This window comes from Paenibacillus campi (assembly GCF_034659835.1).
Taxonomy (GTDB): Bacteria; Bacillota; Bacilli; order Paenibacillales; family Paenibacillaceae; genus Saccharibacillus; species Saccharibacillus campi.
This window is the reverse complement of the sequence record NZ_JAXSQZ010000001.1, coordinates 1,315,921-1,331,658: the sequence shown is the minus strand read 5'-3', so window position 1 is coordinate 1,331,658 and position 15,738 is coordinate 1,315,921. Positions and strand designations below refer to the sequence as shown.

At 43.6% G+C, this 15,738-nt stretch carries 12 protein-coding genes; 3 read left to right on the top strand and 9 right to left on the bottom strand.

Going from position 1 to position 15,738, the window contains the following annotated elements:
• The first annotated feature begins 187 nt into the window (after positions 1–187).
• Complete coding sequence (locus U1I11_RS05295; RefSeq protein ID WP_322904384.1) at positions 188–727, top strand: cupin domain-containing protein; 540 nt, start codon at positions 188–190, stop codon at positions 725–727.
• A gap of 654 nt (positions 728–1,381) precedes the next feature.
• On the opposite strand, the gene U1I11_RS05290 is transcribed toward U1I11_RS05295, so the two are convergent.
• The 4 genes from U1I11_RS05290 to U1I11_RS05275 form a co-directional block, all read right to left on the bottom strand.
• Positions 1,382–2,176, bottom strand: a complete 795-nt coding sequence (locus U1I11_RS05290) for an HAD family hydrolase (protein ID WP_322904382.1) — start codon at positions 2,174–2,176, stop codon at positions 1,382–1,384.
• Positions 2,177–2,336: 160 nt separating this feature from the next.
• On the bottom strand, positions 2,337–2,858 hold the full coding sequence (locus U1I11_RS05285; RefSeq protein WP_322904381.1) for a methyltransferase: 522 nt from the start codon (positions 2,856–2,858) through the stop codon (positions 2,337–2,339).
• A 159-nt stretch (positions 2,859–3,017) separates the two neighbouring features.
• Positions 3,018–3,218, bottom strand: a complete 201-nt coding sequence (locus tag U1I11_RS05280) for a DUF896 domain-containing protein (RefSeq protein ID WP_322904379.1) — start codon at positions 3,216–3,218, stop codon at positions 3,018–3,020.
• 361 nt (positions 3,219–3,579) lie between these two features.
• The gene (locus U1I11_RS05275) at positions 3,580–4,224 is read right to left on the bottom strand and encodes a LysM peptidoglycan-binding domain-containing protein (RefSeq protein WP_322904377.1); all 645 of its coding nucleotides are present in this window, start codon (positions 4,222–4,224) and stop codon (positions 3,580–3,582) included.
• A gap of 287 nt (positions 4,225–4,511) precedes the next feature.
• On the opposite strand from U1I11_RS05275, the gene lexA reads away from it, so the two are divergent.
• Entirely contained in the window at positions 4,512–5,138 is a 627-nt protein-coding gene (gene lexA / locus U1I11_RS05270) for a transcriptional repressor LexA (RefSeq protein WP_322904375.1), read from the top strand.
• Between the two features lie 165 nt (positions 5,139–5,303).
• Here the strand turns inward: lexA and U1I11_RS05265 are convergent, their stop codons facing one another.
• From U1I11_RS05265 to U1I11_RS05255, 3 genes are read right to left on the bottom strand one after another with little or no spacing between them, the layout of a single operon-like run.
• A complete protein-coding gene (locus U1I11_RS05265) occupies positions 5,304–5,537 on the bottom strand; it encodes a hypothetical protein (protein ID WP_322904373.1) in 234 nt (77 codons plus the stop codon).
• Between the two features lie 24 nt (positions 5,538–5,561).
• Positions 5,562–7,538, bottom strand: a complete 1,977-nt coding sequence (locus U1I11_RS05260; protein WP_322904371.1) for a glycoside hydrolase family 127 protein — start codon at positions 7,536–7,538, stop codon at positions 5,562–5,564.
• A 54-nt stretch (positions 7,539–7,592) separates the two neighbouring features.
• Positions 7,593–8,981 carry an MFS transporter gene (locus U1I11_RS05255; protein ID WP_322904369.1) on the bottom strand — a complete coding sequence of 463 codons (1,389 nt, stop codon included), beginning with the start codon at positions 8,979–8,981 and terminating at the stop codon, positions 7,593–7,595.
• Positions 8,982–9,274: 293 nt separating this feature from the next.
• Here U1I11_RS05255 and U1I11_RS05250 point away from each other — a divergent pair, with 293 nt between their 5' ends.
• Positions 9,275–10,222, top strand: a complete 948-nt coding sequence (locus U1I11_RS05250; RefSeq protein ID WP_322904367.1) for an AraC family transcriptional regulator — start codon at positions 9,275–9,277, stop codon at positions 10,220–10,222.
• A gap of 433 nt (positions 10,223–10,655) precedes the next feature.
• Here U1I11_RS05250 and U1I11_RS05245 read toward each other — a convergent pair whose 3' ends face one another.
• Positions 10,656–12,737 carry a CBM35 domain-containing protein gene (locus U1I11_RS05245; RefSeq protein WP_322904365.1) on the bottom strand — a complete coding sequence of 694 codons (2,082 nt, stop codon included), beginning with the start codon at positions 12,735–12,737 and terminating at the stop codon, positions 10,656–10,658.
• A gap of 692 nt (positions 12,738–13,429) precedes the next feature.
• Complete coding sequence (locus tag U1I11_RS05240) at positions 13,430–15,547, bottom strand: CBM35 domain-containing protein (protein ID WP_322904363.1); 2,118 nt, start codon at positions 15,545–15,547, stop codon at positions 13,430–13,432.
• Between the last annotated feature and the right edge of the window lie 191 nt (positions 15,548–15,738).

Here is a 15,738-nt window from a genome sequence, read left to right as displayed (position 1 = left end):
ATATGGAACTAGATCACATATTCATGTTATAATTCCGCATAAATATGCAAATTAAAGCATTGGTCTGTTTGTGTATCCCCCCTTCAATTTTCCTAAAATAGACAACATGAGTTTTTGGTGAAAGTATCGACAATAGTAGACATATCTTTTATAATACTTCTAAAAACAAGGAAAGAAGGGTAATCCGATGGCTGAAATCAGAATTAGAAATACAAATGAGCGCATTTCCGGTGATGATCATGTGCTGGAGTTTTTGAATAAACATGAGGTTGTGTATGAAAAATGGGATGTGTCCAAACTATCCAGCGAGCTAAGCAACAATTTCACGCTGAATGATGAGCAAAAACAAGCTATACTGGATACATTTGAGCCGGAAATTCAAGATTTGGCGGCACGCCGTGGCTACCGGACGTGGGACGTGATTACCCTGTCGGAAGCAACTCCTGATCTGGAAGCCAAGCTGGCAAAGTTTGAAGAAATTCATACGCATACAGAAGATGAGATTCGTGCGATCGTATCGGGCAACGGTATTTTCATTATTAAAAGTCCAGAGCACGGTTATTTCGATGTTGAGCTTGAACCAGGCGATGTCATTTCCGTACCGGAAAATACACCACACTTTTTCACACTGGTCGAAAACCGCAAAATCGTTGCTGTACGCCTGTTTGTCGAAACCGATGGTTGGGTAGCTCACCCATTCGCAGATTCCTCTTTCCAAAAAGCGTAAGTTTGGCTAGATAGCTACACTTGTACATGAGGCGCTACACATTACACAATGATGTTCATCTTACAACTATATTATTCTATGACAAAAACCTACTGCCTGTTCGGAATGAGAACAGGCAGTAGGTTTTTGTCATAACCCTTTAACTATACATCGTTTAATTCTGCACATAAGTAATGTACCTAGTAGCTTGTCTCAAATTTATCCAGGGATTGCGTTCGTCTGAATCCTGCACGATTCAAGCAGGGTTCAGATGGACGTAACCTTACATCTTCCTGAGACAAGCTACTAGTACGTTAACCGAGATTAATTTAAGTGTTGAATCTGTTTTAAGATCGCATGGATCATGCATTTCAGTACACGATCAAAATTAACATTGAACTTGGTCAACGTACTAGATGGTGTCTTCAAACGATGCTACGTCTTATTTTATTGTCCACAAAGGTTAGAAATAAGAACCTATACAGCTTACTCTGACGCAAATTACCCGTATCGAACGATCTGTAAAGCAGTTTGAAGACACGCCCTAGTTGAATATGACATCTTTTACGTTCGTATACAGCCATCCCTCACACTCAAAACAATAGCCAGCCGAGCACCCCAATCGAATCGTTCCGATCGGGCACTCAGCTGGCTATGTTTACAATCACTGCAAATTTAAGCAATTCCAGCAGCAATACCGTGTAGTTCGCTCAAATGTTTAATTTCATGCGCCGGTTTGATCTCGCTGTCATTAGTTTTGCCATTACGATTCAGCCATACGGAAGTGATGCCTGTTGCTAGTGCGCCTTTAATATCGGTCGTCAGCTTGTCGCCAACCATGAGCGCCTGCGCTGGCTGCACATCCAATAGTTCCAAGGCATGCCGGAAAATGGACGGATCAGGTTTACCGCGACCGAATGCACCGGAGATCACAATGTGATCAAAATAAGGGGCGAGCTCCGGCACACCGTCCAGCTTCTCCTGCTGAAGTGCCGGGCAGCCATTCGTTAGCAACAGCAGTTTCACTTTGCCTTTTAGCTCACCGAGAATTTGCAATGTTTCTTCATAAAAATGCGGACGATTGCGGCGTTCGCGTACAAATTGCTCAGCAAGCTCAGCAGCTAATGGCTCATTATCGATTCCGAGCGCTTGCAAGCCATTATTCCATGCTTGTTTACGATAAACAGGCGCAATTTGTTCTAACTTGCGAAATTCCGGTTGTTCCCCTGCCGTAAACTGTGCCCACAATCCTTCAAATGGATTAATGCCAATCATTTGCGTAAACGGAAATGTCTCATACGATTCATACAACGCGCGTGCTTCACGGCGTACCGACTTTTCCAATTCGGCAGCATCAATGCCTTCCGCGTTAGCCGCAGTTAGGCATGTATAATGAAAAGCTTCTTCAATACTTCTCTCATCCCACAACAACGTATCATCCAGATCAAATAAAACAGCTTTAATACTCAAGTCAAAACCCTCCCGGTTATTGTTTAAGCATATTATGAAAAAGGCATGGTTACGAAGTAGAAACACATGCCTTCAAAAAAGCTATAACGTATATACTATTGTTGTGACTTCATTAGATAGGTATGGCGCTTGCTGCAACTATGAATATGCATCTATATTATTACAGCTTATCTTCCACCGTAATTTGATGCGTAGCCGCAAATTTACGCAGATGCTCAGCCATCGCATCTGTGTCATAGCGATTTAACGTACGTGCGAACAGCCATGCTCCGCCTTTGGTGCTGTGCTCAATGACGACATAACCTTTTTGCAAACGAATCTTTTTCACATTGGCAGCCGTCAAAATGCGATCACGATTAAACTTGGTCGTAATTAGCGAGTCTTTACCTACTTTAAGATACGGACGACGCAAGAACAAAATGACACCGAGGAATACATACAACAGTACGGTGACGACAAACAATACGATACTTGTCGATGCAGCCGGATACATCATCCCCATGACACCGTATACAACACCAAGTAGCACTAGTGTTGCCGGGAATACAATATTGCGTCCTTTGTACACGGTAAATTCGGAGTTTGTTTTGCTAACTCCAAGGCTGTCCTGACCTGCCTTTTTGCGGCGGACATTTAATTGCTTTGTATTACGTTTCACTTGCCTCTCCCAAGAACGGGACATCGCTTTTCCCCCTATAATCCATAATGTAAGTCTGTTATAACAAAACAGGATGTCGAATGCTGATCATTGATCAGTAACGACATCCCTGTATGGTTATTGCGTCGATGATCATGAGATGAGACTGCACATAACCAAAAGCTGTACATACAGCATAGCTATTTATGCATTGCCTTTTTTTTCGTTTTCAGCATCTTCGACCCATTCGATCGTTTCGAGTTGCTGACGGAAATTGCGGCGAATATTTCCGAGATAAACGGTACGAAGTTCATCGCGCTCGACCACTTCTTCAGCGGTAAGCCCAATATCCTTTTTTTTGCGTGCTAATTCATTAATTCTTGCAATGATTACGTCGATGTCCATAACTACCCTCCCAAATCTATCTTTTCTAACTTTGACATGTAAAAAAAAGCTTGTCAAGGCTATTCGCACCTGACAAGCAAACGAGAGAACAATATATAAATCCGGAGGAGACCCGGTTAGATCATAGGGTGAATACATGTTAGTCATATGTTCATTTATGTTCAAATCCCTCAAACAAGATAGATTGAAGTAGTCGTATCGATTACAACTATCTATCAGCAAAATCGATTACAGCTACCGATCAGCAAATATGTTAATTGCATATACAATTCATTGTACCGTATCAGCTGTAAAATAAGATGCTCATTACAGATTGTATCCACCATGTAACACACTCCAAAAATGCCAACTATACGTGCAGTTAACGATGCGGAATGACAAGCACATCTCCACTACGAATATCGCTCGTATTTAAATGGTTCTCATCACGTATTTCGGCAATATAATCCCGAATATCTTCGCCTGGTGCTTTGTACTGGGAAGCAATTGCCCATAAGCTATCGCCTTCATTTACAATCACATGTTGTTTCATCGCTACTGACTCGTCTGCAATGACCAAATGCTGAAAGCTTCCATATAATAACACGCTAGCAAACAAAAGACATACCATTAAACGACCGCTAGAGTTCCAACCGGATTTGCGTTTTGGGGAGCGACGTGTTGATTTTTTGCCAAGCGTTTTGCGTGCAGTCATCTGAATCAAATCCAATGTTTTGCGACTTAATGAACGTCGTGCACGATTGGCAGCAGACTTGGGGTTCGCGGCGGCTGACTTGAGATCGTCCACATATACCCATTCTGTCACAGCGGGTTGTTCGCTTAATCCAGCTTCTGTCTTATGAATCGATTGCATGTCAGATGTAGAATGGATGGGCGCATGTTGCACGGAATGGGCAGCCGGCTGAGCAGATGTGTCTGCTGCAGAAACAGTATGATGATCTTTAGCTGAGTTATCGTCGGTTGAGTTCGATTTGTGGATACTTTTATATGTAGTATATTTAAGCATGTGCTTCACACTCCAAACGTTTGTTCTTGTTTCCTAAAAAAAATATAACACGAACATATGTTTTGATCAATAGCTTTTTTCGAACTTTTGTTCGCTTTTTTAGGAAATGTTTTCAGATTGTAAGTTAGACAGGCACAAACCGCGTCATACCGCCGTTATAGCAACCGGACGTAGACGAATCGCTTTGTTTATGATATTCTAACTTACTTTTAGAACTTATGTTTGTACGAACGGAAGTTCTGTGTTATACTTTTCCCAAACGTTACTAGTATTGGGGTTGATACAGTATGTCCAAAATATCTAACCGCCAGCAGGCGATTCTGGAATTTATCCGGAATGAAGTGAAATTGAAAGGCTATCCGCCATCAGTTCGTGAGATTGGCGAAGCAGTAGGCCTTGCTTCCAGCTCGACGGTTCACGGACACCTGGACCGCCTTGAGAAAAAAGGATTGATTCGCCGTGACCCGACGAAGCCGCGCGCGATTGAGCTGCTCGGTCAGGAGGAATCGGAAAGCAATCTGCTGTTTGCACAGACCGTATCCCGCGTACCGATCATCGGTAAAGTTACTGCCGGTGTACCGATTACTGCGACTGAGCATATCGAAGATTATTTTCCATTGCCACAGCAGTTTACCGGTGATAATCAAGTGTTTATGCTCTCCGTTGTCGGTGACAGTATGGTTGAAGCAGGCATTCATAATGGCGACTTCGTGATCGTTCGTCAACAACAGACCGCCAACAATGGCGATATCGTTGTCGCGATGACCGAAGACGATGAAGCTACAGTGAAAACGTTCTACAAGGAAAAAGACCATATTCGCCTGCAACCAGAAAATCCACGTTATGAGCCATTACGTCTCACTCGTGTGACAATTCTCGGCAAAGTTGTCGGTCTGTTCCGTAATCTGCACTAATATTTTGCTTATGATTAGTAAAATAAGACAGCAATAAAAAAGACTCTCGCATGATGTGAGAGTCTTTTTTGTGTTTTGTGCTTGATTTTAAAATATTCCGCTCTACGAATAGTACAATTCACTCTATTCATTCACAGTTTGCTCCACTAACTCATTAGCTAGCGATCAAAACAGCTTCGCTTCCAACAACTTTGCCATCAATTCCTTAAAATCTCTACTATCCGCTTTTTCGGCAAGTCGCTCCTCCATTAAATTGAACTTTTCCGCCAAAAAATAAGCGTTTAAATACAGTACCAGATGATCTTTGGCGATGGCTTCACTGTTGTCCTTATCTGAGGAATAACTTGAAATCACACTATGCGCAAAAGCTTCGGGATTAATTTTCACTTTATTTTTCATCCTTCATTCTCCTTTGCTTCGGATTCACACTTTATGCAGCCAAACCTGCATTTCTCCGGGTGTACGGTTAGCCCAGCTATAATATGGAATTAACTTTAATGTGTGCGGAGCATAGGTTGCGGTAGCTGCCGGTTGATACAGTACATGCTCCCACTCCGCCCCTATATGCTGTCGCTCGGCTTCCAATTCAATCGTGCCTACACCACCGAGTAATTCCGGCTCGAACCGATACGTTGCCTGCCGATCTGGATGAATTCGAATGAGATGCAAATAAGTACCATTGTCCTCCTCCTCCGCACAATAAATGAGCGGGCCACGCCCAATCGCCAGCTTGCCCACATCACTGCGTACGAGTGGATGCGCACTATACTGGCGAATGTCCATCGGCAATGTCAGCGTAATTTGATCACCATTTTGCCAATGACGCTCTACTAAAGCAAAACCGTCTTGCAGCTTGAGCACCACCTTTTCTCCATTTACGGTTAGTACAGGTTGCCCAGACCAATAAGGAATGCGCAGCGCCAGCGTAAACGTTAATGGCTGGTCGGTAATGACTTGCACGGTCGCTTCCCCTTCCCACGGCAGCTCACTTGTCTGCTGAAGCTGGAATGATTGACCATCAATATGAAATTCAGCGGTGCCGGTAACATACAGATTCGTATAAATCGTACGTTGCTGTGGATGAACGGTATACACATATTTATGCAACGAAGTGAGCAGACGCGCCAGATTGGGCGGACAGCAAGCACAGCCAAACCACGCTGGTCGTGTCACTTTAACATGGCTTTTGCCTGGGTCGTTAAGACTGTTTTCTGGACGCACTTCTAACGGGTTGACGTAAAAGAAATGTTTGCCGTCTAGCGCCATCCCGCCAATCGCAGTATTGTAAAGCGCTCGTTCCAATACATCCGCATATTGCGCTTTGGCTTCATTTTTTAACATATTAAAGGCAAAGAAAATTAAACCGATCGAAGCGCAAGTTTCACAATACATCGTATCATTAGGCAGATCATAATCGCTTGTAAATGCTTCACCATCTACGGTAGAGCCGATTCCACCTGTAATGTACATCCGTTTGCTGACGATATTGTTCCATAGACGGCGACATGCTGCTAGCATCGCTTCATCGTTAGCGAGATACGCCGCATCCGCCATCGCCGCACATAAATATACAAGCCGTACGGCATGTCCTTCTGCTGTATTTTGTTCCAGTACGGGCAGATGAGCTTGATAATACTTAAGCTCACGATGACTCATCCCCTCGATGACCGGTTTCGTGCCTTTATCTTCAGCACGCTGTCTAGCGAAAAAAGTGCGATCCGTACCACGTTCATATAAAAAATACAAACTCAAATCCAAATAACGCTGCTCCCCTGTCAAATTGTAAAGCCGGGTCAATGCAAGCTCGATCTCCTCATGCCCATCATAGCCATGAATTTTGCCTGCTTCTGTACCAAAGTTAGCATCGATACAATCCGCCAGCCGACAAGCGATCGTCAGTGCTTTTTCATTGTATGTCGATTCATAATAAGCGACAGCTGCTTCAATAAAATGACCGGCACAGTACAATTCATGACTTTCCGCCAACTTTTTAAACCGGCGTTCCGGTTCTTCAATCGAAAAATACGTGTTCAAATAACCGTCCTGCTCCTGCGCTAGCGCAATCAAATCGATCACACCATCCGCCAATTGCTGCAAATGAGCATCCGGGTGAAAAGATAACGAATACGCGACCGCTTCCAGCCACTTATACACATCACTGTCTTGAAATACCCAGCCATAATGATGACCTTGTTTAAGTCCTGCTGCGATTTTAAAATTTTCGATCGCATGACTTTTTTCTGACGGAATGCTTTCATCATTGCGCTCTTTTTCAATGACAATATCGGCGCGATCATTTAGCACTTCCCATTGATACGGAATCATCTCAGTGCGTACCAATTCACGATAATTGGACCAGAATGGATCGGTAATATGAAACGATTTGAACTGTAGCGACATAGTCGTGATTCCCCCTGTTTTTCATTTAATGTATAACCTATATGCCAAACGGATTTAAGACTGTGTACTCACTTCACGCTGATGCAGTTGTTTGCGAATATTACTTTCATTTTTCTCAAATCGACGGTAAAACAACATCGGGATAATTCCGAGTAAAAACACAATCGCTGGCAGCCATACAAATACGAAGCGAATACCGGCAATCGATTGAGCGCTTTGGACAACATTAGGCACATAACCGAACGATTCCATAAATCGAGTCGGGATAAAACCACCTAGCCCTGAACCTGCTTTAATACAAAATGCGCTGCCGATTGCTGTCAACATCCCACTTGCTCGCAAACCGGATTTCCATTCGCCATAATCGACCGCATCGGACAACATCGCAAACGGCATCGAACAAGCAATCCCCGAACCGATACAACCAATGCACCAACCAACGATCAGTAGTGGCAGATGCATGCCTGCGCTGAACAAAATAACTTGTCCAATCGCTGCCAGTACAAAACCGAGAATCATCGTCATCTGTTTGCTTGTATATTTGACAATCCACGGAATCGACATCATACCGAGTACTTGAATAACCGAAATACCATTAATAAGCGGCACCAAATCCATTTTGTTCAGATCATATTCAAAATAATAAACGAGTGTTGACGTACGGATCGTTAAGGCAACCCAGAACAGCAAATTGGCAATAACGAGTAAAATCCACGGCCAATTGCCGGATAATGCCTTCATACTGTCACGTACCGGAATCGTTTTGATTTTTTCGATATTGATTTCCTTCAAGTTCGCAAATGCGATCAGAAACATAATGACCGAAATGATCCCAAACAGACACAATGTCCAGAAAAAGCCTTTCTGCTCATTACCGCCGCCAAACAAAGCGACCAGTGGCAATGTAAAGGTGACGGCGACAAAGTTACCGATATTACCGCCTACCATACGGAATGAATTGAGTACGACCCGCTCATTCGTATTGCGGCTTAAGTTTGGCAAAATGGCGGTAATCGGTGTCGAAATCCCTGTATAAGCGATTCCAGCCAATATATACGTCAAACTGGCATACACGATTTTCCACGTTCCATCCAAATTCGGCGTCGTAAATGTCAGCACCATAAACGTCGCAAACGGTACGCATAACCAAAGAAAATAAGGTCGACTTTGCCCATATTTGGATTTCGTATGATCCACGATGATGCCCCACATCGGCGCATCCACCGCATCAAGCAACCGTGTTAACAATAGTAATGTGCCCGCTACACCTACAGATAGTCCGAACACATCCGTGTAAAAATAGAGCAAATAGGCACCAATAATACTGTACAGCAGGTTGCCGCTCGTATCGGTGAGCGCATAACTGATGCGGCGATGAAACGGAACTTTCTCGGTTTGCAAAGACGGATGTTGCTCATGTGAGGAATTAGATGATTGTTCCATAGGTGTACCCTCCTGTTTACGAATAACGTTAAGCTAAAAGCGGATGTACCGGATTGGCACTGCCGTTGTCTTTATCGTAAGCGCTTTCGAACGGTTGATAAACTTAAGTTTTCGTAGGATAGGTGTACATTTCCGATATTTATTATAATTTAAAATGACGTGAAACCGTGCCAATTCGTGGTATAATAACGACAATAACAACGTATCCGCTTCTTTTTTGCCATTATAAGTAAACAAAACCGACTTTTTGTAACCAAAAATGATATCGTAGCAGGGAGTGACTGTGATTTACTATGGAATCCGTATCGAAGATCAACATTGAGCGTCCGCTCGCTTATTACAAATGTGGTCAATTTGTAGGCGAGGACGGATGGAAACATAAACGAATGAAATTGGAACAAGACTATGAGCTTATTATCGGCTTAAAAGAAACGGTCTATTTACAAGTAGGGGATGATCGTTACGAAATCAAGCATGGAGATATTGTATTGATCGGACCTGGGGTGGAGTATATCGGTTATGCTCCTTCAGTTAACGGGGTAAGCTTTTTCTGGCTTCACTTTATTCCGCGTCAAGATGTGTTGCTCGAGTCGACCGATACGTTTACGAATTTGCTGCTAACTTATACAGAGCGAGAGTTCGCCAATACGCTCGGTGCTTATGTTTGTTTGCCGAACTTTTTCTCGTTAACGTATTTAGATAAGCCGGTTATGCTGATGAAGCAAATTTTAGACATTTCTCATACGTCCTATTACAGCCCGTATGCTGTCGATTATTTGGTAACCGAGTTAATGATTGAATTGACGGATAAATATATACAGCAGATTTTGCAGCAACAATTGCTAAATAAAGAGCATAACCAGAAGTTTATGCAAATTCTCGAATGGATTAGGGTGAACATTTACCACGATCTGACTGTGCAAAAGGTCGCAGACACTTTTAGTTTTAATGCTGATCATTTGACCCGTTTATTCAAAAAAAACCTCGGGATGAGCACGATTCGTTATATTAACACGCTTAAATTGAGCTTAGTAAAGGAACGGTTATGTACGACTAATCAATCGATCAAAGAGATCGCGTATGATCTGCATTTTCGCGATGAAAAATATTTGATGAAACTGTTTAAAAGTTATATCGGCATGACACCAACGCAGTTTCGCGATACGTATACGAACACCTATCTGAACAATGAGAGCGTTGACCCGGACATTCCGTTGCCTCCGCACTTGCGTAAACCATAATGGTCGTTATCCGAAGATAGAAATCAAGACGTACGAATATGGACATCATCACTATAGCTCATTATTACCACAGGCAGTTGGATGATCGACGACGGTGCATCTGCTGTTGTCTTCCTTGCGCATTATCACTATAGTTCAATCACCACAGCTCGTTGTTTGCTCATTACTTTCGCCAATGATGTATCACATACAACCGATTTCCGAATACACTTTAACGCAAACATCGTTGAATGATTCGTTATAGAACAGCATACCAATAGCCCGAAGCTTCCAGTCTGTGCAGCAGACGGTTCACTTCGGGCTGTTGGGTTATTTAATTGCCATTATAATGTTATCGGTTTTGTTTGATCGCGATTGATTTTAAATTTACTGCAAGCTCTGAAAGTCAGCAATGTAAGCACACCATTCAAGTTCACATAGTCGAGTTGCCCGATTATTCATAAACCTCAATATAATCCAGCTCCGCATAACCGTTGCCTTTACCTAATACGATTGTATTTTCCCCTTGCTTCAAATTAACCGATACCGTGACAATTTGACGGGTACCAAAGTTAGGTACGGCTGCTGTCCAGCCACCTGTTTTTGGATAGGAGACCGCATCTTGAGACTGACCGTTAATTGTCAATGTGTGTGTAGACGTACTGTCTGTACCATTGGCATAGCCAATGTCCATTTTGTACGTACCTGCCGCTGGTGCATTCACCGTGAATGTGACAGAACTATCACTGTTGTCGATATTGCCGACAAACTGACCATTGGAAGCATACGACCCATTAACAACGCGCGCACCATTGATTTGCGAATCTTCCGCTTCCACTCTTTGATCAAAGCTGCCAAGCTGTTGCAATTGGATGTAATCAAGTTCAGCATAACCCGAACCTGCTTTGGTCAAGCGAATCGTATTGCTACCTTGTTTCAAAGCGACTTGTTGTTGCACCGATGAACCGTCTGCGGAGTCCAGCCAGCCGCCTGTCGCTGGATAGCTCAGCGTTGTTGCCGCTGCTCCATTTACACTTAGCGCTTGCTGCGATGTGCTTGAACCTCCATTCGCATAGCCTACGGTCAAATTATAATTGCCATCTGCTGGCGCATTAACTGTAAATTCAACATAGCTGTCTGGATCATCGATCCGACCGACATAACCGTTGCTTGAGGCATGTGTACTGCTTAACACATTCGCATGATTCACATTCGCTTTTTCCGCTTCATAACGTGTAATATCGCTTTGTGCTCCTGGTGTAACGGTCAGACGATAGCCGTAAGAGGCTTTCATATCCGTCACCGGAATGACGATTTGACCATTTTGAATTGCAAAATTGCCTGTAAACACCGTTGTTGGCGCGCTTACCGCTGTATCGACACCATACCACGGCGTGCTTTCCAGCTTCACGCTAGCTGTGCCGGAGAAACCGGACAACGAATCCAATCCTTTGACTACGATGTTTTGATTGCCGTTTCCGCCGCCAAATATAGTGTACACTTGATTTTTGTCATCATTTACACTTGCAATGCCGTCCAGGTTACTATTGCCTGGTGTAGTCATTGCCATCTGACCGTTCATATCGCCATACCATTTGTAAAACCACCAGCCACCGTTTTTCTCACCGTTGGCGGTAATCAGATTGCTCAGACGACCAGGACGGAACCAAAACGCAATATCGGCAGTATCAACACCGGAGCGTTCAAATTGCGCAATATATTGTGACATATCGCCTGGCACTGCTTGTTCAGCAGGTGTGCTGTATTCATTAATACTGATTGGGCGTGGGCTAATGCCCAAGTCTTTTTCGATTGCACGATAATCCGCTATATGGGAGGCAATCGGCTTTGGACCGTCCAATTCATGCCATGAAATAATATCAGGCAACGCATTGTTGTCTCGTGCATAAGTTAGGAAGCTTCTAATGTAATTGGAATCGTATCCCGAAATGCTTGGACCCATCGTTTTGGTATTCGGATCAAGTGCGCGAATGCGCTTGTATGTTTTTGTCCAACCTTCGTTAAATGAACCGGCTTTATTCGTATCCCATGTCCAATTCGGTTCATTCCAAATTTCATAAGCATAAATATTGTCTGCGCCCGAATCAAGGCGTGCTTTTACCATTTTGTCTACTTTAGCATTCCAGTCATCCCAACTTACCCATTTGTATGGGAAATCAGGATAAATGTCTGGCATGCGAATCGTCACTTCTGCGCCATTGCGTTTGGCGATGGGGGCTACTTTCAATGCATCACCGATCGGTTTGGTTTCGCCGTTTGGAAGCTGTTGCCCATCCGGTGCCATCTGGGTGAACATTTTAGGCTTGGTCGGTGCGATCAGATCGTCCGCTGGTCTGCCTTCTTCCGCTAATCCATACAGGGAACCAGAAGCGACATGGGTTACAGGTCGATACAGATTAGATACATCCACCGTAAACGGCGATGGAGTCGCTGCCGATACAGGAGCAGGAGCGAACAGAGCGGGTACCATCCCGAGTAATAATGCACCACTTAACAAAGCTGCCATTTTTTTCATTGGTCATCACCTTTCGCATTCATAGGGTCGATTACAAGCAGTTAAGCAATAAAAGATAACGCTTTCATAGGGTTGCTAGCCAACACCTACAAGGCTTAAATGCGTACTCACCTTGTACTACTAGGTTATTGATTTTCCACTGTCAGGTAAACTCCAAAAAGCGTAGTTTGGGTGCAAATTACCGACTTTTGAACTATAAAATAACGTTGTTTATCGAGACGTAGCGTTTATTATTACTTGTTTATAGCTATATTGGCTCTTGCTGATGATAATGCTATGTATGTTGCAATTTTACTGAGACAATGAGCAAAATTGAATATTCAACAAAATATATCTGCTAAACGTGTTCATATTTGTTAAATATATTAAAAAAAGCGTATAGTTAAGCATTTTTGCATTTTTTTGTATGGAGCTAAGTAAACGTTTAAACATTTACTATCATCTGAACATGCCTAAGATTGCTAACTTCAAACCTGATGGAATGCGTTATAACTTTTGTTGACGCTCATCTACTTGTTTATTCTATTCCTAGTCAAATAGCCAGAAGTCATCGTCCAACACGTAGACGAGAAACTTCTAGCTATTTGACTACGGAATTACTATGATGAGAGCAAATAAAAGTGCGACAAGCTAGTCGTCGATATAGAGATTCATTATACCGTGTAAGCTTGCATCAATTTATGCTCGCATTGTTAATAAACCTCAATATAATCTAGCTCCGCATATCCATTGCCTTTACCGAATCCGATTATATTGTCTCCTTGCTTTAGATTAACCGATACCGTGACAATTTGGCGCGTACCAAAATTAGGTACATTTGCTGTCCAGCCACCGGTTGTCGGATACGAAATCGCAGTTTGAGACTGACCATTAATCGTCAATGTGTGTGTAGACGTACTGTCTGTACCATTAGCGTAACCGATATCCATTTTGTACGTACCTGCTGCCGGTACATTCACCTTAAATGTCACGGCGCTATCGCTGTTGTCGATGTTCCCAACAAACCGATCATTGGAAGCAAATGAACTATTGACGATACGGGCATTTTGCACCTGTGCATCTTCCGCTTCCACTCTTTGATCAAAGCTGCCAAGCTGTTGCAATTGGATGTAATCAAGTTCAGCATAACCCGAACCTGCTTTGGTCAAACGAATCGTATTGCTACCTTGTTTCAAAGCGACTTGCTGTTGTACCGATGAACCATCCGCGGAGTCCAGCCAGCCACCTGTCGCTGGATAGCTCAGCGTTGTTGCCGCCGCTCCATTTACGCTCAGCGCTTGCTGCGATGTGCTTGAACCTCCATTCGCATAGCCTACGGTCAAATTATAATTGCCATCTGCTGGCGCATTAACTGTAAATTCAACATAGCTGTCTGGATCATCGATCCGACCGACATAACCGTTGCTTGAGGCATGCGTACTGCTTAACACATTCGCATGATTCACATTCGCTTTTTCCGCTTCATAACGTGTAATATCGCTTTGTGCTCCCGCTGTAACGGTCAGACGATAGCCGTAAGAGGCTTTCATATCTGTCACCGGAATGACGATTTGACCATTTTGAATTGCAAAATTGCCTGTGAACACCGTTGTTGGCGCGCTAACCGCTGTATCGACACCATACCACGGCGTACTTTCCAGCTTCACATTCGCTATATCAGAGAACGCGGTCAGTGTATCCAACCCTTTTACGACAACATTATGATTGCCTGTACCGCCGCCAATTACAACATCGACTTGTTGCTTGCTGTCATTCACACTCGCAATACCGTCCAAATCAAGTGCTTTTGGGTTAGGCGGAGTAGTCATAACCATTTGACCGGACATATCACCATACCATTTGTATAGCCACCAACCGCCATTTTTCTCACCGCTGGCGGTAATCAGATTACTCAATCGACCCGGACGGAACCAAAATGCCAGATTGGCAGTGTCCACACCAGAGCGTTCAAATTGGGCAATATAACGTGTCATACTGCCAGGTACTCCTTCTTCTGAGATAACGCCATATTCGTTAATGCTGATTGGTCGCGGACTGATGCCCAATTCCTTTTCCAATGCAAGATAAGCAGCGATATGATCGGAAATGTAACCAGGTGCTGGACTGTCCACATAATATCCTTCCGGAGCGCCCAACTCATGCCACGAAATGATATCCGGCAGCACATGATGATCGCGCGCATACGTCAGAAAATCTCGTAGCCATCCTTCATTGTAATGGGTAATGCTCGGACCAATTATTTTCGTTGTAGGGTCTTGTTGTTTAATACGATTGTATGTTTTTTCCCAGCCTTCGTTAAATGAACCTGCTGCCTGTGTATTCCATGTTCCGTCCGGCTCGTTCCATATTTCATAGCCATAAATATTATCCGCCCCAGAATCAAGACGCGCCTTGACGATTTGATCGACTTTGGCATACCAGTCATCCCAGCTGACCCATTTGTACGGAAAATCCGGATAAATGTCCGGCATACGAATCGTCACTTCTGCACCATTGCGGTTGGCGATTGGCGCTACTTTTAGCGCATCACCAACCGGTTTGGTTTCACCATTCGGAAGCTGCTGCCCTCCCGGTGCCATCTGGGTAAACATTTTCGGCTTAGTCGGGCCAATTAAATCTTCGGCAGGTCTGCCTTCTTCCGCTAATCCGTACAGGGAACCGGAAGCCACATGAGTTACAGGTCGATACGTATTTGATACATCCACCGTAAATGGTACTGTAGATGCTGCGGAGACTGAAGTTGGAGCCAATAAAGCTGGAGCTAGTCCAAACAATAATGCCCCGCTTAACAGGACTGCCATTTTTTTCATTCGTCATCACCTTTCACACTTATAATGGGAGTAATATGCAATGAAGCAAAAAAAGATAACGCTTTCAAATAGATGTTGGTCAACATCTGCAAGACGTACATAACAATTTGCCTTGTACTAAAATAGTATTTATTTCCCATAGATAGGTAAACTTAGAAAATCGTAGGTTGGGTGTACATTACCGACTTGTG

Coding starts and splice junctions, on each gene's coding strand:
- U1I11_RS05245 (WP_322904365.1), bottom strand. CDS start 12,737: ATGAAAAAAATGGCAGCTTTGTTAAGTGGTGCATTATTACTCGGGATG.
- lexA (WP_322904375.1), top strand. CDS start 4,512: ATGTCCAAAATATCTAACCGCCAGCAGGCGATTCTGGAATTTATCCGG.
- U1I11_RS05280 (WP_322904379.1), bottom strand. CDS start 3,218: ATGGACATCGACGTAATCATTGCAAGAATTAATGAATTAGCACGCAAA.
- U1I11_RS05285 (WP_322904381.1), bottom strand. CDS start 2,858: ATGTCCCGTTCTTGGGAGAGGCAAGTGAAACGTAATACAAAGCAATTA.
- U1I11_RS05250 (WP_322904367.1), top strand. CDS start 9,275: ATGGAATCCGTATCGAAGATCAACATTGAGCGTCCGCTCGCTTATTAC.
- U1I11_RS05275 (WP_322904377.1), bottom strand. CDS start 4,224: ATGCTTAAATATACTACATATAAAAGTATCCACAAATCGAACTCAACC.
- U1I11_RS05265 (WP_322904373.1), bottom strand. CDS start 5,537: ATGAAAAATAAAGTGAAAATTAATCCCGAAGCTTTTGCGCATAGTGTG.
- U1I11_RS05295 (WP_322904384.1), top strand. CDS start 188: ATGGCTGAAATCAGAATTAGAAATACAAATGAGCGCATTTCCGGTGAT.
- U1I11_RS05240 (WP_322904363.1), bottom strand. CDS start 15,547: ATGAAAAAAATGGCAGTCCTGTTAAGCGGGGCATTATTGTTTGGACTA.
- U1I11_RS05255 (WP_322904369.1), bottom strand. CDS start 8,981: ATGGAACAATCATCTAATTCCTCACATGAGCAACATCCGTCTTTGCAA.
- U1I11_RS05260 (WP_322904371.1), bottom strand. CDS start 7,538: ATGTCGCTACAGTTCAAATCGTTTCATATTACCGATCCATTCTGGTCC.